24 protein-coding genes are annotated in these 21,917 nt (G+C 71.1%); 17 read left to right on the forward strand and 7 right to left on the reverse strand.

Annotated features, from left to right (window positions below):
- Positions 1 to 199: 199 nt before the first annotated feature.
- A complete protein-coding gene (ilvA, locus tag VT50_RS34850) occupies positions 200 to 1,540 on the reverse strand; it encodes a threonine ammonia-lyase (RefSeq protein WP_240529428.1) in 1,341 nt (446 codons plus the stop codon).
- Between the two features lie 338 nt (positions 1,541 to 1,878).
- Here ilvA and VT50_RS34855 point away from each other — a divergent pair, with 338 nt between their 5' ends.
- From VT50_RS34855 to VT50_RS34865, 3 genes are all read left to right on the forward strand, one after another.
- Complete coding sequence (locus VT50_RS34855) at positions 1,879 to 2,379, forward strand: MarR family winged helix-turn-helix transcriptional regulator (protein WP_206269534.1); 501 nt, start codon at positions 1,879 to 1,881, stop codon at positions 2,377 to 2,379.
- Positions 2,380 to 2,451: 72 nt separating this feature from the next.
- On the forward strand, positions 2,452 to 3,129 hold the full coding sequence (locus VT50_RS41490; RefSeq protein WP_167396652.1) for a sigma factor-like helix-turn-helix DNA-binding protein: 678 nt from the start codon (positions 2,452 to 2,454) through the stop codon (positions 3,127 to 3,129).
- Positions 3,126 to 3,380, forward strand: coding sequence for a hypothetical protein (locus VT50_RS34865; RefSeq protein ID WP_046086906.1), 255 nt, complete (start codon positions 3,126 to 3,128; stop codon positions 3,378 to 3,380). Before VT50_RS41490 ends, VT50_RS34865 begins: the two co-directional genes overlap by 4 nt.
- A gap of 69 nt (positions 3,381 to 3,449) precedes the next feature.
- Here the strand turns inward: VT50_RS34865 and VT50_RS34870 are convergent, their stop codons facing one another.
- On the reverse strand, positions 3,450 to 4,613 hold the full coding sequence (locus VT50_RS34870; RefSeq protein ID WP_046086905.1) for a cystathionine gamma-synthase: 1,164 nt from the start codon (positions 4,611 to 4,613) through the stop codon (positions 3,450 to 3,452).
- A gap of 231 nt (positions 4,614 to 4,844) precedes the next feature.
- Between VT50_RS34870 and VT50_RS34875 the strand changes: the two genes are divergently transcribed.
- The 4 genes from VT50_RS34875 (at position 4,845) to VT50_RS34895 (ending at position 8,461) form a co-directional block, all read left to right on the forward strand.
- Positions 4,845 to 5,942 (forward strand): hypothetical protein, encoded by a 1,098-nt coding sequence (locus VT50_RS34875; RefSeq protein WP_046086904.1) that lies wholly within the window; start codon positions 4,845 to 4,847, stop codon positions 5,940 to 5,942.
- Positions 5,943 to 6,107: 165 nt separating this feature from the next.
- Complete coding sequence (gene msrA, locus VT50_RS34880; protein ID WP_046086903.1) at positions 6,108 to 6,794, forward strand: peptide-methionine (S)-S-oxide reductase MsrA; 687 nt, start codon at positions 6,108 to 6,110, stop codon at positions 6,792 to 6,794.
- A gap of 299 nt (positions 6,795 to 7,093) precedes the next feature.
- Entirely contained in the window at positions 7,094 to 7,447 is a 354-nt protein-coding gene (locus tag VT50_RS34885; RefSeq protein WP_046086902.1) for a DUF6247 family protein, read from the forward strand.
- Between the two features lie 621 nt (positions 7,448 to 8,068).
- Positions 8,069 to 8,461 carry a hypothetical protein gene (locus VT50_RS34895; RefSeq protein ID WP_046086901.1) on the forward strand — a complete coding sequence of 131 codons (393 nt, stop codon included), beginning with the start codon at positions 8,069 to 8,071 and terminating at the stop codon, positions 8,459 to 8,461.
- 130 nt (positions 8,462 to 8,591) lie between these two features.
- Here VT50_RS34895 and VT50_RS34900 read toward each other — a convergent pair whose 3' ends face one another.
- Positions 8,592 to 8,918: a Rid family hydrolase gene (locus VT50_RS34900; RefSeq protein WP_206269535.1), complete on the reverse strand. Its 327-nt coding sequence runs from the start codon at positions 8,916 to 8,918 to the stop codon at positions 8,592 to 8,594.
- A 282-nt stretch (positions 8,919 to 9,200) separates the two neighbouring features.
- Here VT50_RS34900 and VT50_RS34905 point away from each other — a divergent pair, with 282 nt between their 5' ends.
- The 5 genes from VT50_RS34905 (at position 9,201) to VT50_RS34925 (ending at position 15,290) form a co-directional block, all read left to right on the forward strand.
- Positions 9,201 to 10,694: a PP2C family protein-serine/threonine phosphatase gene (locus VT50_RS34905; RefSeq protein WP_240529429.1), complete on the forward strand. Its 1,494-nt coding sequence runs from the start codon at positions 9,201 to 9,203 to the stop codon at positions 10,692 to 10,694.
- Positions 10,691 to 11,806 (forward strand): cobalamin B12-binding domain-containing protein, encoded by a 1,116-nt coding sequence (locus VT50_RS34910; protein WP_046086900.1) that lies wholly within the window; start codon positions 10,691 to 10,693, stop codon positions 11,804 to 11,806. The genes VT50_RS34905 and VT50_RS34910 overlap by 4 nt, the downstream gene beginning before the upstream one ends.
- Positions 11,807 to 11,943: 137 nt before the next feature.
- Positions 11,944 to 14,001 (forward strand): restriction endonuclease, encoded by a 2,058-nt coding sequence (locus tag VT50_RS34915; protein WP_206269536.1) that lies wholly within the window; start codon positions 11,944 to 11,946, stop codon positions 13,999 to 14,001.
- Positions 14,002 to 14,100: 99 nt separating this feature from the next.
- Positions 14,101 to 14,892, forward strand: coding sequence for a vWA domain-containing protein (locus VT50_RS34920; protein ID WP_078840748.1), 792 nt, complete (start codon positions 14,101 to 14,103; stop codon positions 14,890 to 14,892).
- 59 nt (positions 14,893 to 14,951) lie between these two features.
- The gene (locus VT50_RS34925; RefSeq protein WP_046086899.1) at positions 14,952 to 15,290 is read left to right on the forward strand and encodes a nuclear transport factor 2 family protein; all 339 of its coding nucleotides are present in this window, start codon (positions 14,952 to 14,954) and stop codon (positions 15,288 to 15,290) included.
- Between the two features lie 45 nt (positions 15,291 to 15,335).
- Here the strand turns inward: VT50_RS34925 and VT50_RS34930 are convergent, their stop codons facing one another.
- Positions 15,336 to 15,782, reverse strand: coding sequence for a nuclear transport factor 2 family protein (locus tag VT50_RS34930; protein ID WP_046086898.1), 447 nt, complete (start codon positions 15,780 to 15,782; stop codon positions 15,336 to 15,338).
- Between the two features lie 146 nt (positions 15,783 to 15,928).
- Between VT50_RS34930 and VT50_RS34935 the strand changes: the two genes are divergently transcribed.
- The 3 genes from VT50_RS34935 (at position 15,929) to VT50_RS34945 (ending at position 17,701) form a co-directional block, all read left to right on the forward strand.
- Complete coding sequence (locus VT50_RS34935) at positions 15,929 to 16,498, forward strand: PadR family transcriptional regulator (RefSeq protein ID WP_046086897.1); 570 nt, start codon at positions 15,929 to 15,931, stop codon at positions 16,496 to 16,498.
- The gene (locus tag VT50_RS34940) at positions 16,485 to 17,309 is read left to right on the forward strand and encodes an SGNH/GDSL hydrolase family protein (protein WP_046086896.1); all 825 of its coding nucleotides are present in this window, start codon (positions 16,485 to 16,487) and stop codon (positions 17,307 to 17,309) included. The genes VT50_RS34935 and VT50_RS34940 overlap by 14 nt, the downstream gene beginning before the upstream one ends.
- Before the next feature lie 101 nt (positions 17,310 to 17,410).
- The gene (locus VT50_RS34945; protein ID WP_046086895.1) at positions 17,411 to 17,701 is read left to right on the forward strand and encodes a hypothetical protein; all 291 of its coding nucleotides are present in this window, start codon (positions 17,411 to 17,413) and stop codon (positions 17,699 to 17,701) included.
- Positions 17,702 to 17,725: 24 nt separating this feature from the next.
- On the opposite strand, the gene VT50_RS34950 is transcribed toward VT50_RS34945, so the two are convergent.
- Positions 17,726 to 18,964 (reverse strand): cytochrome P450, encoded by a 1,239-nt coding sequence (locus tag VT50_RS34950; protein WP_240529430.1) that lies wholly within the window; start codon positions 18,962 to 18,964, stop codon positions 17,726 to 17,728.
- A gap of 129 nt (positions 18,965 to 19,093) precedes the next feature.
- Positions 19,094 to 19,543 carry a nitroreductase family deazaflavin-dependent oxidoreductase gene (locus tag VT50_RS34955; RefSeq protein WP_046086894.1) on the reverse strand — a complete coding sequence of 150 codons (450 nt, stop codon included), beginning with the start codon at positions 19,541 to 19,543 and terminating at the stop codon, positions 19,094 to 19,096.
- Positions 19,544 to 19,677: 134 nt separating this feature from the next.
- Here VT50_RS34955 and VT50_RS34960 point away from each other — a divergent pair, with 134 nt between their 5' ends.
- A complete protein-coding gene (locus tag VT50_RS34960; protein WP_046086893.1) occupies positions 19,678 to 20,385 on the forward strand; it encodes a TetR/AcrR family transcriptional regulator in 708 nt (235 codons plus the stop codon).
- Positions 20,386 to 20,389: 4 nt separating this feature from the next.
- Here VT50_RS34960 and VT50_RS34965 read toward each other — a convergent pair whose 3' ends face one another.
- A complete protein-coding gene (locus VT50_RS34965; protein ID WP_046086892.1) occupies positions 20,390 to 21,262 on the reverse strand; it encodes a class I SAM-dependent methyltransferase in 873 nt (290 codons plus the stop codon).
- Between the two features lie 47 nt (positions 21,263 to 21,309).
- Between VT50_RS34965 and VT50_RS34970 the strand changes: the two genes are divergently transcribed.
- Positions 21,310 to 21,900 carry a helix-turn-helix domain-containing protein gene (locus VT50_RS34970; protein WP_046086891.1) on the forward strand — a complete coding sequence of 197 codons (591 nt, stop codon included), beginning with the start codon at positions 21,310 to 21,312 and terminating at the stop codon, positions 21,898 to 21,900.
- Positions 21,901 to 21,917: the final 17 nt, after the last annotated feature.

Consider the following 21,917-nt stretch of genomic DNA (forward strand, 5'->3'; position numbering starts at 1 on the left):
CTCAATCAAGGCATAAGTCCGCCCATATGGGCAGCGCTCGGTAGCAACTGGACGGCAATCGTAATCAAGACGCGATACATCGCGACATGTGCGAGGCGAACAAAAGGGAGAAGGCGAGCCGCGGAGCCCCCTCATCCCCGCGGGATGAGCCCCGGCCCCGGGCCTGGGTCTGGGTCTAGGCCCAGACCCGTCCTCCGCGTCAGGCCATCACCGTGTACCCGGCGCCGCGCAGCGCCTCCCGGACGTCCTCGCAGTGGTCCGGCCCCTTCGTCTCCAGGTGCAGCTCCACCTCGGCCTCGCTCAGCCCGAGCCGCGGATTGGTGCGGACATGGCTGACGTCGAGCACATTGGCGTCCAGCGTCGACAGCACCCCCAGCAGCGTGGCCAGCGCCCCCGGCCGGTCGGTGAGCCGCAGCCGCAGCGACAGATAGCGCCCCGCCGCGGCCATGCCGTGCCGCAGGATGCGCTGCATCAGCAGCGGATCGACATTGCCGCCCGAGAGCACCGCCACCACCGGGCCCTCGAAGGACTCCGGCGCCGACAGCAGCGCGGCCACCGGGCTCGCACCCGCGGGCTCCACCACCAGCTTCGCCCGCTCCAGACAGAGCAGCAGCGCACCGGACAGCTCGTCCTCGGTGACCGTACGGACCTCGTCGACGAGGTTCTCGATGATCTGGAACGGCACATCGCCCGGCCGCCCCACCTTGATGCCGTCCGCCATCGTCACGGGCGCGTCGATCATCACCGGCCGCCCCGCCGCCAGCGACGGCGGATACGCCGCGGCGCCCTCCGCCTGCACCCCCACCACCCGTACATCCGGCCGCAGCGCCTTCACCGCCACCGCGATCCCGGCGGCCAGCCCGCCCCCACCGATGCCCACCACCACGGTGCGCACCTCGGGGCACTGCTCCAGGATCTCCAGCCCCACCGTGCCCTGACCGGCGATGATGTCCGGGTGGTCGAAGGGGTGGATGAAGACCGCGCCGGTGCGCTCGGCGTACTCCTTCGCCGCCCGCATCGTCTCGTCCACGATCTGGCCGTACAGCCGCACCTCGGCGCCGTAGTCCCGGGTGGCCGCGATCTTCGGCAGCGGTGCGCCCTCGGGCATGAAGACCGTCGAGCGCACCCCCAGCAGCGAGGCCGCGAGGGCGACGCCCTGCGCATGGTTCCCGGCGCTCGCCGCGACCACCCCGGCCGCCCGCTCCTCGGGGCTGAGCCCCGCGATCCGCACATAGCCGCCGCGCAGCTTGAACGACCCGGTGCGCTGCAAGTTCTCGCATTTGAAGTGGACCGGCGCGCCGACCAGACCGGACAGATAGCGGCTGCCCTCCAGCGCGGTGAGCCGGGAGACCCCCGAGAGCGTCTTCTGCGCGCTGCGGACGTCATCGAGGGTGATCGCCGCCCCGGCCCGCCCGGGCTCCCCGGAGCCCCCGGAACCTCCGGATACGGAACCCTCGGACGCGGGGGCGGGAGAGGTGAGGTGCGAGGCCGGGACGGGCCCGGAGCCGGGCCCGTCCTCGTCGCCGTGTCGTGCAGCCATGGTCCCCAGTCTGGCAGCTCACCCCTGACCGGCCCCGGCGGCCCGAGCCGGTGGTGTGCGGACGCCGGGCCCATGGCATGCGGGCGCCGGGCCCATGGCATGCGGGCGCCGGGCCCATGGCGCATCGGTCTCGGGCTCATGGCGGGTCGGCGCCGGGCCCATGGCGCCTTGTTGCCGGGTGAGGGTCCGCCGACGGGCCACGGCACCGGGAAACGGTTCAGAACGGCAGGTTGTGGCTCGGGGGCCGTCAGGTTTCTGCAGCCCCCGTACGGGCGGGCCCCCGGCCGCGTACTCTGTGCCCCATCCCACAGACCACCGCATGAAGTGAGCCCTAGGCCATGCCCACCCAATCGGACATGACGACTCAACTCGACACCGGCGTACTGGACACACTCCAGCATCAGGTCGCCGTCTTCGCACGCCGTGCGGAACAGACCCGGCTCGGCGGCGTCGGCCAGGCCCGCAATTCCATGGACCGAGCCGCGTATCTGCTGCTCAACCGGCTCGACCAGGAAGGCCCCATGGGTGTCAAGGCGCTCGCGGGGAGCATGGGGATCGACTCGTCCACCGTGACCCGCCAGGTCGCCCCGCTGGTCGACTCCGGCATGGTCAAGCGCACCTCGCACCCCGAGGACGGCCGGGCGGTCGTCCTGCAACTCTCCCCACGCGGCAAGGCCCGCTTGGAGGAGGTGCGTTCGTCACGGCGCGATCTGATGTCCCGCGTGACCGGGGACTGGACGGCGGAGGAGCGCGATCTCTTCTGCGACCTCCTGACCCGCTTCAACGTCGCCCTCTCCGCCGCGCACACCACGGTGCCCCAGGCGGCGCCCGCCACCTGACCCCGGCGCAGACATCTTGACCAGGTGCCTGTGCCTGCCGTGTCCTAAAGAGAACGGGAGGCGGAGGGCGTGGTGCGAGAGCGGCGGGCAGCACGGGATGGCCGCCGGGCCCGGGAGTTCGAGGCATTCGTCGCGGGCGCGGGTGGCCGACTGCTGCATGCGGCCACGCTGCTCACGGCGGAGCCGACGGGGGACACCGAAGCCGCCGAGCGCCTGCTGACCGCCGCGCTCGCGCGCACGTACGCCCGCTGGGACCGGCTGCGCGGCGAGGACCCGTACGACCACACCCGCCGTACGCTGGCCGCCCTCTTCGCCCACCGGGGCCACCGCTACCGCCGCCCGCGCGGCGGCACCCTGGCCCGGCTCACCCCGCAGGAGCGGCTGGTGCTGGTGCTGCGGCTGTACGAGGGGGTCGCGGAGGAGCAGACGGCGGCGGCGCTGGGGCTCCCGGTCGAACGGGTCCGGGCGATCTGCACCCGTGCGGTCACGGCGATGCGCAGCGCGGCGCACCGGCGCGGCACGACCGGAACACGACCGTCCGCCGGAACGCCACACTCCGCCGGAACGCCACCGTCCAACGGCACTACCGGCACCGGCGTTACGGGCACCGGCATTACCGGTGGTGTCACCGGCCGCCGGGCGGCCACCGGCGGGACGGGGGCAAAAGCCCAGGCCGGGGCGGGGGCCGGAGCCGACACCGGGCCCCAGGCCCAGGCCGGATCCGGAGCCGACGCTGGAGCCGCCCCATGAGCTTCCCGGACCGCAAGGAGACCGAGGTCCGCCGCATGCTGGAGGGCGCGCACCCGGCACTGCCGCCGGATCTCGCGGGCCGGGCGGCCGAACGGGGGCGGCGGATGCTCCACCGCCACCAAGTGGTGCGCACGATCGGCTGGCTGCTACTGCTCGCCGCGGTCATCGCGTTCGGCGTCTGGGCGGCGATCGTCGAACCGTGGGCCGCGCCGCCGCCCACCGACACCACCCCTCCCCTCGAGGGATGGTGACCACCCTTCCCTAGGGGTGGACACCACCCTCAAAAGTCCACAGCTCAGGCATCAGCCCACAGCTGGCCGTCAGCCCAGAGCCTGCCCCAGATCCATCAGCAGATCGTCCACCGACTCGATGCCCACCGACAGCCGTACGAGATCGGCGGGCACCTCGAGCGCCGAGCCCGCCACCGAGGCGTGGGTCATCCGCCCCGGGTGCTCGATCAGCGACTCGACGCCACCGAGGGACTCCCCCAGCGTGAACAGCCGCGCCCGGTCGCACACCTCGACCGCCGCCTCCTCGCCGCCCGCGACCCGGAACGACACCATGCCGCCGAAGGACCGCATCTGCTTGGCCGCGATCTCGTGCCCCGCGTGCTCCGGCAGCCCCGGGTAGTAGACCCGGGTCACCTTGGGGTGCGCGGTGAGCATCTCCGCGATCCGGGTGGCGTTCGCGCTGTGCCGGTCCATCCGGACGGCGAGGGTCTTGATGCCGCGCATCACCAGCCAGGAGTCGAAGGGCCCGGCGATGGCGCCCATCGCGTTCTGGTGGAAGGCGAGTTCATCACCGAGGCCGGGGTCGGAGACGATCAGCGCACCGCCGACGACGTCCGAGTGCCCGCCCATGTACTTGGTGGTGGAGTGCACCACGACGTCCGCGCCGAGGGCGAGCGGCTGCTGGAGGTAGGGGCTGGCGAAGGTGTTGTCCACCACCAGGCGCGCCCCCGCGGTGCGGGCGACATCGGCGACGGCGGCGATGTCGGTGATGCCGAGCAGCGGGTTGCTCGGCGTCTCGACCCAGATCACCTTCGTACGGGGGCGGAGCGCGGCCCGTACCGCCGCCGGGTCGGAGCTGTCGGCGACCGACCACTCCACGCCCCAGCGCTCCACGACCTTCGCGAACAGCCGGAACGTACCGCCGTACGCGTCGTTCGGGATCACGACATGGTCGCCCGGCACCAGGAGCGTGCGCAGCAGGCAGTCCTCGGCGGCGAGGCCCGAGGCGAAGGCCAGGCCGCGGCGGCCACCCTCCAGCGCCGCCAGGTTCTCCTCGAGCGCGGTGCGGGTGGGGTTGGCGGAACGGCTGTACTCATAGCCGCCCCGCAGGCCCCCCACACCGTCCTGCTTGTAGGTGGAGACCTGGTAGATCGGGGGGACGACGGCGCCGGTGAGGGAGTCCGCCTCCTGGCCCGCGTGGATGGCGAGGGTCTCGAAACTCTGAGGGTGCCCCTGGGGGTGCTGGTGGCTCATGGGCCCGAGCGTAACGCCCGACGCGCCCGTGGCCGGATTCAACGACCGCAGGGGCACACGGGAACGACCGCGGAGGCGCATGGGAACGACCGCAGGGGCACATGGCCACGACCCCAAGGGGGCATGGCCACGACCCCAGGGGCACATCGGAACGACCGCGGAGGCGCATAGGCTGGACCACAAGCCGTTCCGCACCACAAGCCGTTACGGGCCTTCACACGGGGACACCTCATGGAGCTTCTGATCTTCCTCATCGCCATCGTCATGATCGGCGGGCTGATCGTCGTACCGGCCGTACGGCGGTTGCGCGGAGGCCACGGGGCCGTGCAGGGCGCGATGCGCGCCTCGGACCCGCAGGAGTACGGCTTCGTCCCGCGCGAGCGGCTGGACGTACGGCTGCCCGGCCCGGACCAGCAGCTGATCGACGCGCTGGAGGAGGTCCAGGCCCGGCAGGACTGGCAGCCCGCCGCCCGTCTGCTCGCCCTCACCGAGGCCACCTCGGAGCTGCGCTGGCAGCGGGTGCAGACGCTGGCCGGGGCGGCGGCCTTCGAGCTCGCCCAGGCCCCCGGCCAGGGCGGCATGTGGCTGCGCACCTGGCGGGTGGCGGCCCCCGAGGACCCGGGCGCGGCGGCGGTGCACGCGGAGTTCCTGGTCCGCCAGGCGCTGCTCGACCCGTCCTCGCAGGACTTCCGGATGATCCTGGAGGAGGCCAAGGACGTCTGCCACGAGGCGGCCCGGCTGGCCCCGGAGGACCCGGTGCCGCACATCATCGAGCTCGGCGTGGCCCGCGGGCTGCCCTACCGGCAGGCCGACTTCGAGGAGCTGTGGGCCAAGGTCACCAAGCTCGCCCCGCACCACATGGGCGCCCATCTGGCCGCCCTCCACTACTGGTGCGAGAAGTGGCACGGCTCCCAGGACCGTGCCGACGCCTTCACCCACGCGGCCGCCGCCTCCGCCCCCGCGAAGAGCCTGCTGCCCGCCCTCCCCCTCTTCGGCGTCTTCGAGCACCTGCCGGAGGCCAACCTCGTACGCACCCTCTACCGCAGCGAGGTGATCACGAAGGCGATGGAGGGCGCCCTCTACGCCGTCCGCCAGGCCCCCGCCGACCACCCGGTGCTGCCGCACGTCCGCCACCTGCTGGTCTTCTTCCTGGTCCGCGCGGAGCGCTACGCGGAGGCCCTGGAGCAGCTGCGCCATGTGGACGGCCACGTGGGCGCGGTCCCGTGGTCGTACGGGGCGGACCCGGCGGCCGAGTACACGGTCTACCGGGCGCTGGCGGTGGCGGGCTGGGAGGGCGGCGGCGGCACACCGGCGACGCTGCCGCGGTGACGCGGTGGCGGTGACGCGGCGGTGACGCGGTGGCGTCCATGAGCGCCAGCGCCCCGGAATTCCCGCACCCCCCAACCCGTTGACGTAAGGGCGCCGCGACTCGTATCCGACCAAGACGACGAAGGACGTGGCAGCCCCCGTACCCGTCCCGCGAGGAGCCCGAAGATGCTGTTCAGCCGCCAGAGGAACCACCTCCCCACCGCCGAGGAGGCGCTGAAGGGCCGCCCCGAACCGGGCTTCCGCGTCCCCGCCCGCCACACGGTCCTCGGCAACCCCCTGACCGGCCCGTACCCGGAGGGCCTGGTCGTCGCCGACTTCGGCCTGGGCTGCTTCTGGGGCGCGGAGCGGAAGTTCTGGCAGACCCCGGGCGTGTGGACCACGCTCGTCGGCTACCAGGGCGGCCACACCGAGAACCCCACCTACGAGGAGGTCTGCAGCGGCCTCACCGGCCACACCGAGGCCGTCCGCGTCGTCTTCGACCCGACGATCACCTCGTACGCGGCCCTCCTGAAGGTCTTCTGGGAGTCCCACGACCCCACCCAGGGCTTCCGCCAGGGCAACGACGTCGGCACCCAATACCGCTCGGCGATCTACGCCCACTCCCCCGAGCAGCAGTCCGAGGCCGAGTCCTCCCGCGCCGCCTACCAGTCCGTCCTGACCGGCTCCGGCTACGGCGAGATCACCACCGAAATCCTCCCCGCGGGCCCCTTCTACCCGGCCGAGCCCTACCACCAGCAGTACCTGGACAAGAACCCCGCCGGCTACTGCGGCATCGGCGGCACGGGCGTCAAGCTAAGTGACCCGTCCGATGGCGGATCCTGCCCGACGGGAATCGCTCCGGCTGGTGACTGAGGGGACGCTCCTCCCGGCGACGCGACAGCGATGCCGAGGCGCTCCTCCCACCCGGTACGCCGCACCAGCAGGTGCCGGGGCGCTGGTCTTCACGCAGGACGGGCACCTGTCACGCCTGGAGACCTGCTCCGAGGCCGACGCCCCGCTCACCGCATGGCCGGAGCCCCACTTCGCGGAGCACTCGGACACTGTCGCCGCCAAAGGCCGAGAGGCGCGCCCTCACTCGTTCGGGCGATGCGATCGGGCTCGCACTCGATACGCTGCTCCCAGGGATCAGAATCTCGCCCATGGGAGCAGCAATGACCACCTCCGCTACTGGGCAGCCACTCATCCCTCAGCCGCCTGCCACTGTCACGGCCCTTCGCCAGGCCGTCGCGCAGATCGCCCCCGCCGCTCTTCCCGCCTTCACGCGGGAGCTGGATCAGGCCGCCGACCAGTCCCGGCATGCCTCCGACCTGGCCCCTCTCCAGCGGTTCATCGCCCAGTGGGCCGTCTACGTCCACATTCAGCGGCAGCCGAACATCGCGAAAGAGTTCCGTCGCTGGGAGGACGCTGCCGAGACAGGCGACGCGACGCAGGCCCGACGTGCCGCGTCCGCAATCGGCAAGATCCTGGACGACGCACATGCCGCGCTCGGGCTCCCATCTCGATGAGCGTCGGCTGGCGCTGGGAGTACGACCCTGATCATGCTCACGTGGCAGGCGGCATCCCCGCTCACGTGGTGACCGAAGTGGAGCGTCTCGCCGGGCAACTGGTCGACCTGCCCGACATGGGCGTCGATGTCAGCGACTACGGCAACGGCCCGCGGGCCCGGGGGGATACGCCGCATGGACGCGGCAGGCGGCTATTTCTTCTTCCTGGTGGCACCACGAGACCAACTGATCGTGATCGTCCGCATCATGCCACCGTTCCAAGACCTCTAGACGGGCGCCGGGGCACATGGCAACACAGGCTCGGCGGCACGGGCGTGAGCTGTCCCATCGGGGTGGCCCCGGCCGACGGCTGAGGCTCAGCGCCGACCGGTACCTTCCCTCATCAAGGACTGAGGCCGCCGCGCGGACTGACCGTCCGGGGCGGTGTCGGGTACGAAATCTGAACGTACCTGTTACAAACTGCGCGAAGCCACCGCGCGACCAGCCACGCTCGTCCCGTATGCGACGGATCCGCGCCGTTCACACCTTCGACTTGATTATGCGTCACTTGCGTCACCCGCCGACCCATGCACTACCTTCCGCCGGAGCACCGACCACGCACGGCACCAAACGGAGGAAACCATGGGGAACCCACGCCGGATATCTGCATCGCTGGCCGTCGCGGCCGCCATCGGCCTTACCGGCTCGGCGCTCGCGACCACTCCCGCCGCCGCCCAGGCCGCCGGCTCCAACATCTTCATCAACACCGATCGGGCCGGTTCCTACTTCCTGCACAACGGGGACAAGGTGACCGTCGTCGACCACGCGAGCGACGGGTACAGCGTCCAGGCCGTCCTGGAGTGGTACACGGGAGGCAGCGGCTGGGACGAACTTCGCGTCCATGCCACGCACAAGGGGGATGTGGACTCCGCCCACTGGAACCTCAAGGAGGGCAAGGCCGTCAAGCTCCAGATGTGCTACGTCAAGGGCGGGCTGGCAGTGAAGTGCAGCGCATGGCACAAGGGCCGCGCCTGACCGGGCGTCTTCGCGGCGGGCCCGTACCGGCGGTCACCGGCACGGGCCCAGCGGCCCGGCGGCCCAGCGGCCCGGTGGGCCGCCAGCGGTTACGGACGGGCGGCGCGGCCATGCCAGGCCCAGCAGCGGGCTACTGTCCCGCCGGACCGACCGCGGCGACGCCGTCGATCTCGACGAGCACGCCATCGCGTACGAGTCGCGTGACCACCGTGGTCCGGGCGGGCAGCGGAGAGCGATCGGCGAAGAACTCCGCGTACACGCGGTTGAAGGCGGCGAAGTGGCCGCGGTCGCTGAGGTAGCAGGTGCACTTGACGATCAGGTCCCTGCCGCTACCAGCCGCGACGAAGACCGCGACGAGATTGCGCAGAACCTGCCGCGCCTGATCATCGAAGTCGGTCCGGTATCTCGTGGGTAACGGGGTCGAGCGGCCCCTGCCCGGAGGTGAAGACCAGATCACCGGCCCTGACGGCCTGGGACAGCGGGGGCTCCGTGCCGTCGGGGAAGCGCACGAAGGGGGCGTTCTCGGTATGGATGCCTTCGATCATGGAGGCATTCTCCATCGCCCATAAAGGCGCTCTCCATCGCCCATGGAGGCGTTCTCCATCGCCCGCCGATCCGCCCTCCCTCGGCTCCGCACGCCGGTCACGGCCACCCCCACCGGACGGATAGCCCGGAAGGGGGATAATGGGGCATTACGGGCACAGCGGTGGAGCGTGGAGCGGGCAAGAGGCGGTGGCCGATGACGGACGGCGGCAGCGGGGGTACCTGGGGCCGCGCCCCGGCACAGCTGAGCCAGTTGCTGGGTCTCGTGGAGGCCGCGCTCTTCGACGAGCGCGACAGGTCCGCCTTCCTTGAGGAGACCGCCCGGCGGCTGGGCGCGTCGCTCCATCACGGCCGTACCGTCCGTGCGCTCGTCGAGATGGTGATCCCGAAACTGGCGGACGCGTCCGTGGTCGTCCTGCCCGCGAGCGGACGGCGTACGCACTGGCACCGGGCGGGTCCGGGCGATGCCAGGTCCGCCGGGGAGGTGGCGGTCGCAACGCTCGAGCGGGTGCCCAAGGTCGCGGACGCGCTCTACGGCCTCCAGCCGCGCCCCGCCGTCATACGCCCCCGCGAGATGGCCGCGCTCGACGACGTCATGCCCGGTGAGCTGGTTCGCGGCGAGGAGGCGCTGGTGGTCCAGCTCGCCGCGGGCGGCGTACCGGCCGGTGCGCTGATCATGCTGCGCGGCCCGGAGCGCCCCCGTTTCGATGACGCGGACATCGAGCTGGCGCACGAGTTCGCCGTGAGGGCCGGACTCGCGCTGGCGACGGCGGCGCTCTACTCGCAGCAGGCCCACACCATCGCCGTCCTGCAGGCCAGCATGGCTCCGGAGCCGCTGCCGGTGGCCGACGGCCTCAGGCTCGGCGCCGCCTACCGGCCGGCCGCGGAGGCCCTGCGCATCAGCGGCGACTACTACCACGTGGCCCCCTGCCCCGCGGGCGGGGTCACGTTCTTCTTCGGCGATGTGTCCGGCAAGGGTGCGGAGGCCGCGGTGCTGGCGGGGCAGATACGGCAGAGCCTGCGCACCCTTGCCAAGGTCAAGAGGGGGCCCGATCCCCTGGGTGACCTGCGGCTGCTCAATGACCTCGTGATCAGCGCCGGGCACCGCTTCACGACCCTGGTCACGGGCTCCGCGCGGCCTTGCGACGACGGCTCGGTACAGGTGGAGATCGCGAGCGGCGGCCACCTCTCCCCGCTCGTGCTCCGTGGCGACGGAAGGGTGACGGAGATCGTCTGCGGGGGCATGCTGGTCGGGGCGGTGCCCGATCCCAGTTTCGGCCGCAGGGAGATCCGCCTCGGACCCGGTGAGCTGATGCTTCTCTACAGCGACGGGCTCACCGAGGCACGGGGCGGGATGAGCGGGCGGGAGATATACGGCGACGAACGCCTCGTCGACGCGCTGGCAGGCTGTGTCGGCATGCAGGCGCCGTCGGTCGCCGAGCGGCTGGAGCTCCTCACGACCGAATGGCTCGCCGGCCGCCCGCACGACGACATCTCCGTCCTCACGCTTCAAGCACCTCCACGAACGCTTCCAGCGCCTCCCCGGCATGGCTCACCATCGCACCATCAGCCCGGGAGCCCCGGCGCCCCCGGCGGCCCCGGCGGCCCCCGCGGCCCCCGCGGCCCCGGCGGATCGGCGGGCGAGGGCCCCGGCGGGCCCGCGAGCACCAGGGAGCCCGGGAGCCCATGAGTGTCACCGGGATCACCGACGCCGTCCGGGCGGACTTCGACGCCCGCCTCGCCGACGCGGACGAGGGCGGAGCGCTGGAGCTGGCCGTCGGTCTGGTGACGAGCGGTGTGAGCGCGGAGGACGTACTGCTCGGGCTGGTGGCCCCGGCCCAGGTGAGGGTCGGTGAGAGATGGGAGTCCGGCGAGTGGACGGTGGCGCGGGAGCACGCGGCCACCCATGTCAGCAGGCTGGCGGTGGACGCGGTCGCGTCCGCCGCCCGTACGGCCGGGAGGAGCGGCGGTTCACCGGGCCATGTGCTGGTGGCGTGCGTCGACGGCGAATGGCATGTGCTGCCCTCCCACATCCTCGCCGAGGTGCTGCGGCTGCGCGGCTTCCGGGTGCGCGCGCTCGGCGGCTCGGTCTCTCCGCACGAACTCCTCTCGGACGTCCATCAGAACGGCCCCGACGTGGTCGCCCTCTCCTGCACCCTGACGTTCAACCTTCCGCTCGCGCACCGGCAGATCGAGACCTGCAGATGCGCCGGTGTCCCCGTCATCACGGGCGGCACGGGTTTCGGCCCCGGGGGCGTATGGGCGCACGCGCTGGGCGCGGACCTGTACGCGCCCGACGCCCGCGGCGCGGCGGAAGCGCTGCTTCACCACTGGCCGCCGGTGCGGTGCGGGGAGTCGTCGGTCCGGGCCGGTGCCGTGGAGGAGTACGCGGCACTCGTCAGACGACGGCCCGAACTGCTGGCGCACTTGGCGCATGCGCTGCGCGATGTGTTCCCCGGCCTACGGGATCGCCCGGGCACCCCGGGCACCCCTGGCACCCCTTGTATCCCGGCCACCTCGGCCAGTCCGGCCTGGGAACACGAGGAGGGCACCGAGTTCCTGGGCCGGCTGCTGGATTCGCTGGCCGCGGCCGTATTCGTCGACGACGAGCGCGTATTCACCGGGCAGCTCGCCTTCGCCACGACGTACTTCTCCGCCCGTTCGGTGGACCCCCGCTGCCTCCTCGCGATGACGGATGCCCTGGCCGACCCCCTGCGCGGGTCGCCCCGGACCCTCAACACGCTCTCGGCGGGGCGCAGATACCTCGCCACGCGCAAGCCGGGCTCCCACCGTCCCCAATGAACGCGAAAGGGGCCGTCTCTGACAGGTGGATGGGCAAGAGGGTTGTTTCTGTATAAAGTCATTTCATTACTGCTGGTTGTGGGAGTAAGCAGGGTTCATCGGCCGACGCCGTCGGCATACGGGGGAAGGCCTGGCGCATGAGTCGTCGCTCCAGTGGATTCGTCGGGGTCTGGGCTGAGGTGCAGCGCCAGCAGCAGCGCCAATCGGAGGCGCGGGCCAGGCAGCTCAGGGCAGAGGAGCGACAGGCACGCGCCTACCAGCGCCAGGCGATTCAGAGCCACCGCGAGTACCGGCACGCGGAGGCCAGGCGGCAGACCGAGGAACTGGAAGCCCGGGTTCAGTCCTTACAGGCACTGCTCGCCACGGGTTGCCGTGCCCCGGCGTTCAGATCCACCGCACTGCTGCGCTCTGAGGCGGTCGAGCCCTTCCAGCCGGGTCCACTCGCTGTTCCCGTGCCGATGCCGCACCCGCATCAGTACCAGGCGCAGGGCGGCTGGACCACGGCCCGGCGGGCGCAGGCGCAAGCCGAAGCGCGCGCTCGGTTCGAACGTGACTGGCACGCCGCGCAGGACGCGGAAGCCCAACGCCAGCAACGGCTGGCGACGGCACAGCGGGAGTACGACCGGTGGGCCGACGCCCAGCGCGCGGAGGTCCGTGGGCACAACGCCGGTGTCGCCGAGGTGACCGCGGGGGTCCGCCGGGGCGACGCCGAAGCCGTGGTGGAGTACTTCTCGGCGGCTCTCTACGCCTCGAGCGCATGGCCGGAGGGCTTTCCACGGCAGCTCTCCGCGGCCTACGACCCGGCGGCGCGACAGTTGGTACTCGACTGGGGGCTACCGGGGTTGGACATCGTTCCGGAAGTGAAGTCGGTGCGGTACATGCCCACTGTCGACCAGGACAAGGAGACTCCGCGACCGGTGGGTCAGCGTCGGGCGCTGTACCGGGATGTCCTGGCGCAATGCCTGCTACTAGTGTTGCGTGACCTCTTCGCGGCGGACGAGTACCGGGCACTTGACTCCGTGGCGCTGAACGGATTCGTGGACGACCACGATCCTGCGACGGGGCAGCGGGCGCATATCACCCTGGCCACCGTCATGGTCCGGCGGTCCGTGTTCACCGATCTGCAGCTGGCACAGGTGGACGCGGTGAGCTGCCTGGTCGACGGGCTCCGCGGGCAGTTGTCCGCCCGGCCCGATCAACTCGGTGCGGTGCGGCCGAGCCGCAGGCCACAGGATGTCGGGGACCATGTCGTCACTCATGGCGGCGACGCGGAACCGGATCTGTACGAGATGGATCCGATCGCGTTTGAGTCGCTTGTCGCGGAGCTCTTCCGCGCCATGGGGATGCAGGCGGTCACGACCCAGCGCTCGAACGACGGTGGAGTGGACGTCGACGCGCTCGACCCCACTCCCATCCGGGGCGGCAAGATCGTCGTGCAGGTGAAGCGGTACCGCACCACCGTGCCCCCGACCGCCGTACGCGATCTGTACGGAACGGTTCAGGACGTCGGAGCGAACAAGGGCGTCCTCGTCACCACATCGGGATTCGGTCCCGGCTCGCGCACCTTTGCCAACGGCAAGCCGCTGGAGCTCATCTCGGGTGCCGAGCTAGTTGACCTGCTGCGTCGGCACGGGCTCCGCGGCCGTCTGGGAACAGACCACGGGACGGCCCACGCTCCGGCGGCGCCATCGGATTCCGCGCCCCAGTCGGACAGCTACAACGTGCTGGGCATGTCCTGGTGCGGCGATGTCGCGCTGGATGTGTGCGCGCTCGTCTGCAAGGGCGACCGCGTCCTGAGCGACCGCCACTTCGTCTTCTTCAACAACACCCGGACGCCGGACGGCTCGGTATCCGCGCTGACGGCCGCTCCGCCGGACAAGGCGGCGATCCGCGTGTGCTTCGAGGCGCTGCCCGAGACGGCTGACCGTTTCGTGCTTGTCGCGGCAGTCGATCCGGAAGCCAACCCGGACGCCGATCTGTCCGGCTTCGCCGATGCCCATATCCGGTTGCTGGATTCGTCCCTGGCGGAGTTGGGCCGCCTCGAGGTCTCTGACGGCCGTCCGCACGAGACCGCCCTGGTCCTGGGGTCCTTCCGGCGCCGCGCCAACGGCGACTGGGACTTTGTGCTGGGGGGCAAGGGATATCCGGACGGTTTGGTGCAACTGGTGCGGGAGTACGGCATCGAGGTGGCATAAGCACTACGGTTCCGGCGGCGCGTCCGGCGTCTTTTGGGTAAGGCTGGTCTCGCGGCAGGACCGATTTCCCGTTTCATCAGGTGGAGGACAATCACCGCCATGGCCATCGATTACAGCAAGCGCCCGAGAATCGACTACCACAAGCGGCCCGAGGCATCGGCCCCCGCGATCGGGCCGGCTCCCGCGATCAGTCTGGAAAAGGTCGCCGCCCAGGCTCCAGGGCTGGTCAGTCTCTACAAGACCGTGGCGGTCTCCCTGGCCAAGCACGCTGCCGGTGGCCAACGGGCCGCGGTGTACCTGGTGCTGGACCGCTCCGGCAGCATGCGCCGCTATTACCGCAACGGATCCGTGCAGCACTTGGCGGAGCAGACACTCGCGCTCGCGGCGAACCTCGATGACGACGGGGTCGTGCCCGTCATCTTCTTCTCCACGGACATCGACGGAACGGCCGAGATCAGCCTCGACGCCTACCAGGACCGGATCAACCCCCTGCATGACTCGCTGGGCCGCATGGGCCGTACCAATTACCACGTCGCCATGCAGGCCGTCATCGACCACTACCAGGCGTCCGGGGCCGACGATCCGGCTTTCGTCGTCTTCCAGACCGATGGCTCCCCCACGTCCAAGACGGCGACGGAGCACGTGCTGTGCACGGCCGCGAGGCTGCCCATCTTCTGGCAGTTCATCGGATTCGGCGATGACGAATTCCGTTTTCTACGGAAACTCGACGACCTGCCGGTGCCGGACCGGCGCATCGTCGACAACGCCGGTTTCTTCGCCGCCGGACCGAAACCGAAGAGCCTCTCCGACGCCGCCCTCTACGATCAGCTACTCCAGGAATTCCCGCTGTGGCTCGACTCGGCCCGCTCCGCGGGCATCCTGAAGGGCTGAACCACGGGGCAGAGCCAACCGTCCGACCGTGGAGGTCGAATGAACACCGTGGAGGTCGAATGAACGAAGACCCGGCAAGCGTCGTTGAGGCGGCGTTCCGCCACTACCGGTCGCAGGACCGCGAGGCGGCCCTCCCCCTTTACGCCGACGACTTCACGTTCACCAGCCCCCGGGACGACCACATCGACAGGGCGGCGTTCTTCGAGGAGTGCTTTCCGACCGCCAGCCGATTCACGGAGCACCGGATGCTGCGCGTCACGCCCGCAGACCAGGAACTCGTCTTCGTGTACTACGAGTACGAGCTCACGACGGGCGGCCGGTACCGCAATGTCGAGGCGATCACCGTGCGGGACGGGCTCATCCGGGAGGTGCGGGTCTTCTTCGGCGGCGAGGTGTGAGTTATCGGGACGCCCGGCTCGGCGTCCGCCGCTCCAGCTGGCTGCTCAGGCCCGCTGCGGACCGGAGGGCGTCGGGACCGGTGCGAGGCCGTCTTCGACCAGTCCGGTGAGGACCGCTTCACCCAGGGCGTGGACGGCGGACTGGGGGCGGACCATGACCGTGAACTCCTTGATGCGGCCGTCGTCGGCGAAGTGCAGCAGGTCGATGCCGTGGATCTCCTTGTCGCCGACCCTGGTGCGGAAGAGCAGCACCGCCGACGCGGCGGATGTGCCGTCGGTGCTGGTCTGCGCGGTGCCGGTGTGGTCGCCGATGTAGCGGAAGTCCTGGAAGGTGCGCAGCAGGACCCCGAAGAGGCCCAGCACCATCGGTTTGCCCTCGAAGGTGGTGAACTTGACGGGGCTGTAGAAGCGGATGTCCTCGGTGAACAGGTCGTCCAGGGCCGCGAGGTCCCGGTTGTCGATGGCGGTACGGAAACGGTCGGCAGTGGTCATCGCGCAGTCACGCCTTCTCTCATAGTCATGGATGTGAGTACTCATTTTCATGACTATCATGGCGGCGTGCCGGGCAACAGAGGCACGACGGCGCCACGGAGGCGGCTGCGCGGAGGCACGGCGGCATGCGTGAAGGAGGCGATCCCATGGCCCTACGGCACGCCGTACTGGCGGCACTGCTCGACGGGGAGCTCAGCGGATACCAGCTGACCAAGGCGTTCGACATCGGCGTGGCCAACTTCTGGCACGCCCAGCCACAGCAGCTCTACGCCGAGCTGACCCGTCTGGAGAAGGACGGGCTCATCGCGGGCCGGTCCGTGGTCCAGGAGACCCGCCCGACCAAGCGGCTGTTCCAGGTGACCGATGCCGGGCTCGCGGAGCTGGAGGAGTTCACGGCGGCGTTCGCCAAGCCGTCCTTCATCCGCGACGACCTGCTCGTCAAGGTCCAGGCCGCCGATCACGTCGACAAGAAAACCCTGATCGCCCAGCTCAGCGAGCGTGCCACCTTCGCCGAGGCCAAGATCCAGCTCTTCGGCAAGCTGCTGCGCAAGATGCGCGGTGACCGTACGGAGGAGGAGTTCCTGCGCCACGGCCACCGCATCGGCCCGTATCTGACCTGTCTGCGCGGCCTGGCGCTCGAACAGGGCAACCGCGACTGGTGCGAGCGCACGATCACCGTCCTGCGAGAGAGGCGGCACCACCATGCCCGACACTGACACGGCGTACGGCCGCTACGTCGCGCTGGGCGACAGCCAGACCGAAGGGCTGGGCGACGGCGACGACACCACGGGGCTGCGCGGGTTCGCCGACCGCCTCGCCGAACACCTCGCCCGCGCCAACCCCGGCCTCACCTACGCCAATCTCGCCGTACGGGGCCGCCTCGCCGCGCAGGTCCACGCGGAGCAGCTGGCCCCCGCCCTGGCCCTCCGCCCCGACCTGGCCACGGTCGTCGCCGGGGTCAATGACCTCCTCCGCCCCCGCTTCGACGCCGACCACGTCGCCCACCACCTGGAGGCGATGTTCGCCGCGCTCACCGCGCAGGGCGCCCACGTCGCCACGCTCACCTTCCCCGACCCCGCCCGTATCAGCCCCCTGGCGCGCCCCCTCACCCCGCGCGTCACCGCCGTGAACGAGCGCATCCGCGAAGCGGCCCGGCGCCACGGTGTCACCGTCGCCGAGACCGGCCACCACCCCGTCGTCACCGATCCCCGGCTGTGGAGCCGCGACCGCCTCCACGCCAGCCCCCTCGGCCACCAACGGATCGCCGCCGCCCTCGCCCACACCCTCGGCCTCCCCGGCGCCGACGACACCTGGAGCCACCCGCTGCCCCCGCCCGCGACGCCCGCACCCACCGGGTGGCGCGCCGCCACCGGCGAACTCCGCTGGACCGCCGCCTTCCTCGGCCCCTGGCTCACCCGCCGCCTCCGCGGCCGCTCCTCAGGCGACGGCCGCACCGCCAAGCGCCCGAAGCTGGGGCCGGTGGACGCCGATGTGCCCGAGCCCAGGTCCCACGGCGAGCAGGCATAGGGAAGTCCATGCGCAGAGGCGGGGCGAAAACCCATGGCCAAGGGCGCCCCCGTCGTTACGATCAGTACGGAACGGGAACCTATCCCGCCAGGGAGCAGGCCATGTCCGAATCGACCGTGTCCGGCCGAAGTGACTCGCCCGCCGTCGCACTGGGGCCCACCGCGCTTGTTCTCGGTGTGTTCGCCGCCGTGGGTGCGTGGGTGCCCGCGTTCGTGTTTGTCGTGCTTCCGTGGGCGGCGATCGCCGGACCGCTCGCCATCGTTCTCGGGGCCATGGGTGTGCACCACGCCCGCCGCGGGGCCGGGCGGCTGTGGATCGCCGTGGTCGGAACCGGCCTCGGTGCGGTGGGGTTCGCCGGTACGGTCACCCTTCTGTGGCTTCTTGGCGGCTGACGGGCGGTCGCCGGGGCTCGGGCGCTACCACACCACCGGGACCCGCTCGAAGCTGTCCGTGAGCACCCCGGCGCGGCGCGCCAGTTCGGCGGACGGGACGGCGAGGGCGAGGCCGGGGAGGCGGTCCAGGAGGACGTCCAGGGCGATGTGCAGTTCGGCGCGGGCCAGGGCCTGGCCCACGCAGGAGTGGGCGCCCGCGCCGAAGGCGAGGTGGCGGTTGGGGGTGCGGGTCAGGTCCAGGTGGTCAGGGTGGGGGAACATCCGCTCGTCGCGGTTGGCGGAGGCGACGACCGACACGGTGGTGCTGCCCCTGGGGATGACCTCGCCGCCCAGTTCGAGGTCCTCCGTGAGATATCGCGGCATGCCCGGGCCGCGGTTGACGTCGAAGCGGAGCAACTCCTCGACGGCCGGGCGGATCAGCGAGCGGTCGTCCAGCAGGCGCTGCCAGCGGGCACGGTCGTCGAGCAGCACCGGGACCAGCTTTCCGATCACGCTGGACGTGGTCTCGTGGCCAGCGTGCATCAGGCCGCGCATGATCTGCACCAGGACCGCCTCGGGCGGGCGGGGGTCGGCGGCGTCGGTGATCTCGATCAGCTTGCTGAGGAGGTCGTCTCCCGGTGCGCTCCGGGTCCTGGCCATGTGCTCGCCCAGATACGCCAGAAGCTCCTCGCGGACGGCGCGGGTCTCCCCCGCGCCGTAGCGGTCCCCGCCGAACAGGGCGCCCGACCGGTACGCGAAGCGGTCCCAGTCCGGCTCCGGCACGCCCAGCAGGGCGCCGATGACCCGTACCGGGAAGGGATACGCGAAGTCCGCCCAGAGGTCGGCGGGTTTCGGCCCGGCTTCCATCGCGTCCACCAGGGCGTGGCCGATGGTGACGATCCGGGGGCGGAGCGCGGCGACCCGCTTGGCGGTGAGGGTCTGGGCCAACAGGCGCCGCCAGCGCTGGTGCCGTTCGCCGGTGCCGGTCCCGTCCGGGCCCGCCTCGCTCACGTCCCGGGGGAAGCGGGGGTCGGACAGCATCGCGTGCACATCCTCGTACCGGGTCAGGACGCGCACCGGGGCGCCGGTGGTGCGCAGCGTCAGCTCCGGGATCGGGCATCCCTCAGCCCGGAGCGCCGCCCACTCCTCCGGGGGCTCCAGGGGGTGCTCGGCGGCGAACGGGAAGTCGCCCAGGGGGCAGCGCGCTTCCCCGTCCGTCGCTTTCGCGTCCTCGGGTATCGCGCCTTCCGGGATCGTCTCGTCCGCCACTTCTGGTTCACCCACCGAATGCCTCCACACCTTCACGACGTGCGGCGAACAGTTATGCATCACTCATGAGTGAAGTCAAAGACGGTGCCGGTCACGGCGGTTGGCGGCTGCGTATCCGTGGTCGTCAGGTACGCGAACCGCGGGTCACCTCGGCGCGCCGATCCTGAATACCGGGAATCCCGGCGCGATCTCCAGCAGCTCCTCATCGCTCGACCGCGCGTCGACACCGTCGAAGAAGCGGCCGACCTCCCACGCCCACTTCTTCAGATACAGCCGCAGGATCTCCGGCTTCGCACCGTCCTCCACCTCGACGGCGGTGAACGGCTCCACCCTGCGGCCCAGCCGCAGTTCGCCGCCGCCCGCCGCCCGCATATTGCGCACCCACTGGGTGTGGCCACGCGGGGCGACGAGGTAGCGCTCGCCGCGCAGCGTGAGCGGGTTGACCGGGGTGGTGCGCCACTCGCCGCTCTTGCGGCCGCGGACGGCCAGCAGCTGGCTCCCGGCCAGGCCGATGCCGATCTTCGTCAGGCGCCTGGCGAGGCCGTTGAAGACCCTGTCGAACCTGCCGGGCTTGAGGTTGCGGAGCTCGGTCATGTCATCCCTCTTCGACTCCAGACGGGCGAGAGCACTGCTCTCTGTTGAGATCACTGAACACCGAATCCCACCCCACGTCAAGAGCAGTGCTCTCGGAATCGTGCGCCGCTCTCGCTCATGGCACACTGATCGGCATGAACGCCAGTCGGACAGCCAGGGACCGGGCCCGGGCGGAGCTCACGCAGGAGATCAAGAACGAGGCCCGGCGTCAGCTCGCGGTGGATGGCGCCCTGAAACTCTCCCTGCGCTCGGTCGCCCGGGAGCTGGGCATGGTGTCATCGGCCCTCTACCGCTACTTCGCCAGCAGGGACGAACTGCTCACCGCGTTGATCATCGACGCGTACGACGCGGTGGGCGAGCGGGCGGAGAAGGCCGCGGAGGAGGGCGCACCGCGGGAGCGCTGGCGCAGGGCGTGCCACGCGGTCCGGGCGTGGGCGCGGGCCCATCCGCATGAGTACGCCCTGATCTACGGTTCACCGATCCCGGGGTACGCCGCCCCGCAGGACACGGTCGCCTCGGCGGCGCGCGTGCCCATGGTCCTGATCAGGATCCTGCGGGAGACGAACCCCTCGCCCGCGTTCGAGGGCCCGCCGCTGACCGAGGGGCTGGCCGGTCAGTTGCGGGCGCTGGGCGAGCAGGTCACGCCGGATGGTGAGCGGATCGCGCCGGATCTGCCGCCGCAGACGCTCAACCGCGGCATGGTGGTGTGGACGCAGCTGTTCGGGATGCTGAGCTTCGAGCTGTTCGGTCAGTTCGTCGGCAGCGTGGACCCCGCCGATGAGTTCTTCGACCACACGGTGGAACAGCTCGCCGACTTCCTCGGGCTTCCGCCGGCCCGTTGACGGGTCACGGGCGGCGGGCGGCCCACAGGGTGCGCTCGGCACGGACGGTGAGATCGCCGCGTCGCAGCACTCCGTCCGGGCCGTCGCTGTCGATGAGGTGGTCGAGGGTGGCCAGGTCGTCGGGGCTCAGGCGGTCCGCCACATGGGAGCGCATCCGGCGGAGGAACGCCTGGGCGTAACGGCCGGTGGGTTCGGGGAGCGGGGGCCGCAGATCGATGGCGAAGGGGCGTTCCGCCGCGATGGCGAATCCGGCGCGGGAGAGGCGAGGGCCCCAGTCGGAGCCCAGCTCCGGCATCCGCTCGGCGTGCTCCTGGGCCTGTACGGCGTGACAGCGGGCTTCCAGGCCGGGCCGCCCCCGGCCCACGTCATCGGGGAGGAAGCGCGGGAAGCCCGCCATCTCGATCAGGGCCAGGAGACCGCCGGGGCGCAGCCGCTCGAAGATCTCGCGCAAGCCCCGGTCGGGGTCGGTGAGGTGGTGGACGGACGCCGACGCCCACACCAGGTCCACGGGGCCGAAGTCCGGCCATGCGTCGTCCAGGTCCGCCTGGACGGTGCGCACCCGGTCCTCGGCTCCGCGCGTGCGGGCCTTGTTCCGCAGATGCTCCAGGAGGTCAGGGGACCGGTCGACGGCGATCGACTCGGCGCCCTCGAAGCGCTGGAGCAGGGCGAGGGTGCCGGTACCGGTGCCGCTGCCCAGGTCGAGGATGCGGCGGGGTGGGTCGTTCCGCGTCAACTGGGCCAGCTGGGACGTCACTTCGGACAGATAGCCGTGCAGGACTTCGGCGTCGAGATCCAGGAGTTCGCCCCAGCTCGAGTCGTCCGCCCCGGCGGAGCCGTGCTGGTGCTCATGGTCGTGCTCGTGGTGGTGGTCCGTCATGTTGCGAGCGTAAGTGGGCGTTGCTTCAGCGACATACCATCTTGCGTATGACGCAAGAGGACAGCGCCCTCGACGCCCTCGTTCGCAAGCGGATCAGGGGACTGCGTTCGGCCATGGGCTGGTCGCTGGACGAGCTGGCCGCCCGCTGCTACCTGAGCCCGTCCACGCTGAGCCGGATCGAAACGGGGCATCGACGGATCGGTCTCGATCAGTTGAGCGCGATAGCGCGAGCCCTGGGGACCAGCCTGGATCAGCTGGTGGAGTCGACCGCCGACGATGACGTGATCATCCGGCCGCAGCATGACGCGGCGCGCGGGCTGACCACCTGGATGCTGAACCGGCAGCCCGGGGTCATCGTGGCCAAGCTCCGCCTCACCAAACCGGCTCCGACCAGCGCCGAAGCGCTGAAGGTCCATCCGGGCAGGGACTGGTTCACGGTCCTGTCCGGGGCCGTCACGCTGGTGCTGGGGGATCGGAGGATCGTCGTCGAGACCGGACAGGCGGCGGAGTTCTCCACGATGATCCCGCACACCTTCGGAGCGCACGGCGGACCCGCCGAAGCCCTGGGCATCCTGGACCAGGACGGGCGCCGCACCCATCTGCGGTCCCTGTCGGACGGGGACGGGGAGGCGGTCTAGGCCGGGGTGGCGGTGGA

Source organism: Streptomyces antioxidans (assembly GCF_000968685.2).
Lineage (GTDB): Bacteria > Actinomycetota > Actinomycetes > Streptomycetales > Streptomycetaceae > Streptomyces > Streptomyces antioxidans.

Coding starts and splice junctions, on each gene's coding strand:
- VT50_RS34930 (WP_046086898.1), bottom strand. CDS start 15,782: ATGACCACTGCCGACCGTTTCCGTACCGCCATCGACAACCGGGACCTC.
- VT50_RS34905 (WP_240529429.1), top strand. CDS start 9,201: ATGACGGACGGCGGCAGCGGGGGTACCTGGGGCCGCGCCCCGGCACAG.
- VT50_RS34920 (WP_078840748.1), top strand. CDS start 14,101: ATGGCCATCGATTACAGCAAGCGCCCGAGAATCGACTACCACAAGCGG.
- msrA (WP_046086903.1), top strand. CDS start 6,108: ATGCTGTTCAGCCGCCAGAGGAACCACCTCCCCACCGCCGAGGAGGCG.
- VT50_RS34935 (WP_046086897.1), top strand. CDS start 15,929: ATGGCCCTACGGCACGCCGTACTGGCGGCACTGCTCGACGGGGAGCTC.
- VT50_RS34910 (WP_046086900.1), top strand. CDS start 10,691: ATGAGTGTCACCGGGATCACCGACGCCGTCCGGGCGGACTTCGACGCC.
- VT50_RS34925 (WP_046086899.1), top strand. CDS start 14,952: ATGAACGAAGACCCGGCAAGCGTCGTTGAGGCGGCGTTCCGCCACTAC.
- VT50_RS34960 (WP_046086893.1), top strand. CDS start 19,678: ATGAACGCCAGTCGGACAGCCAGGGACCGGGCCCGGGCGGAGCTCACG.
- VT50_RS34855 (WP_206269534.1), top strand. CDS start 1,879: ATGCCCACCCAATCGGACATGACGACTCAACTCGACACCGGCGTACTG.
- VT50_RS34875 (WP_046086904.1), top strand. CDS start 4,845: ATGGAGCTTCTGATCTTCCTCATCGCCATCGTCATGATCGGCGGGCTG.
- VT50_RS34865 (WP_046086906.1), top strand. CDS start 3,126: ATGAGCTTCCCGGACCGCAAGGAGACCGAGGTCCGCCGCATGCTGGAG.
- VT50_RS34870 (WP_046086905.1), bottom strand. CDS start 4,613: ATGAGCCACCAGCACCCCCAGGGGCACCCTCAGAGTTTCGAGACCCTC.
- VT50_RS34915 (WP_206269536.1), top strand. CDS start 11,944: ATGAGTCGTCGCTCCAGTGGATTCGTCGGGGTCTGGGCTGAGGTGCAG.
- VT50_RS34940 (WP_046086896.1), top strand. CDS start 16,485: ATGCCCGACACTGACACGGCGTACGGCCGCTACGTCGCGCTGGGCGAC.
- ilvA (WP_240529428.1), bottom strand. CDS start 1,540: ATGGCTGCACGACACGGCGACGAGGACGGGCCCGGCTCCGGGCCCGTC.
- VT50_RS34885 (WP_046086902.1), top strand. CDS start 7,094: ATGACCACCTCCGCTACTGGGCAGCCACTCATCCCTCAGCCGCCTGCC.
- VT50_RS34945 (WP_046086895.1), top strand. CDS start 17,411: ATGTCCGAATCGACCGTGTCCGGCCGAAGTGACTCGCCCGCCGTCGCA.
- VT50_RS34965 (WP_046086892.1), bottom strand. CDS start 21,262: ATGACGGACCACCACCACGAGCACGACCATGAGCACCAGCACGGCTCC.
- VT50_RS34895 (WP_046086901.1), top strand. CDS start 8,069: ATGGGGAACCCACGCCGGATATCTGCATCGCTGGCCGTCGCGGCCGCC.
- VT50_RS34970 (WP_046086891.1), top strand. CDS start 21,310: ATGACGCAAGAGGACAGCGCCCTCGACGCCCTCGTTCGCAAGCGGATC.
- VT50_RS34955 (WP_046086894.1), bottom strand. CDS start 19,543: ATGACCGAGCTCCGCAACCTCAAGCCCGGCAGGTTCGACAGGGTCTTC.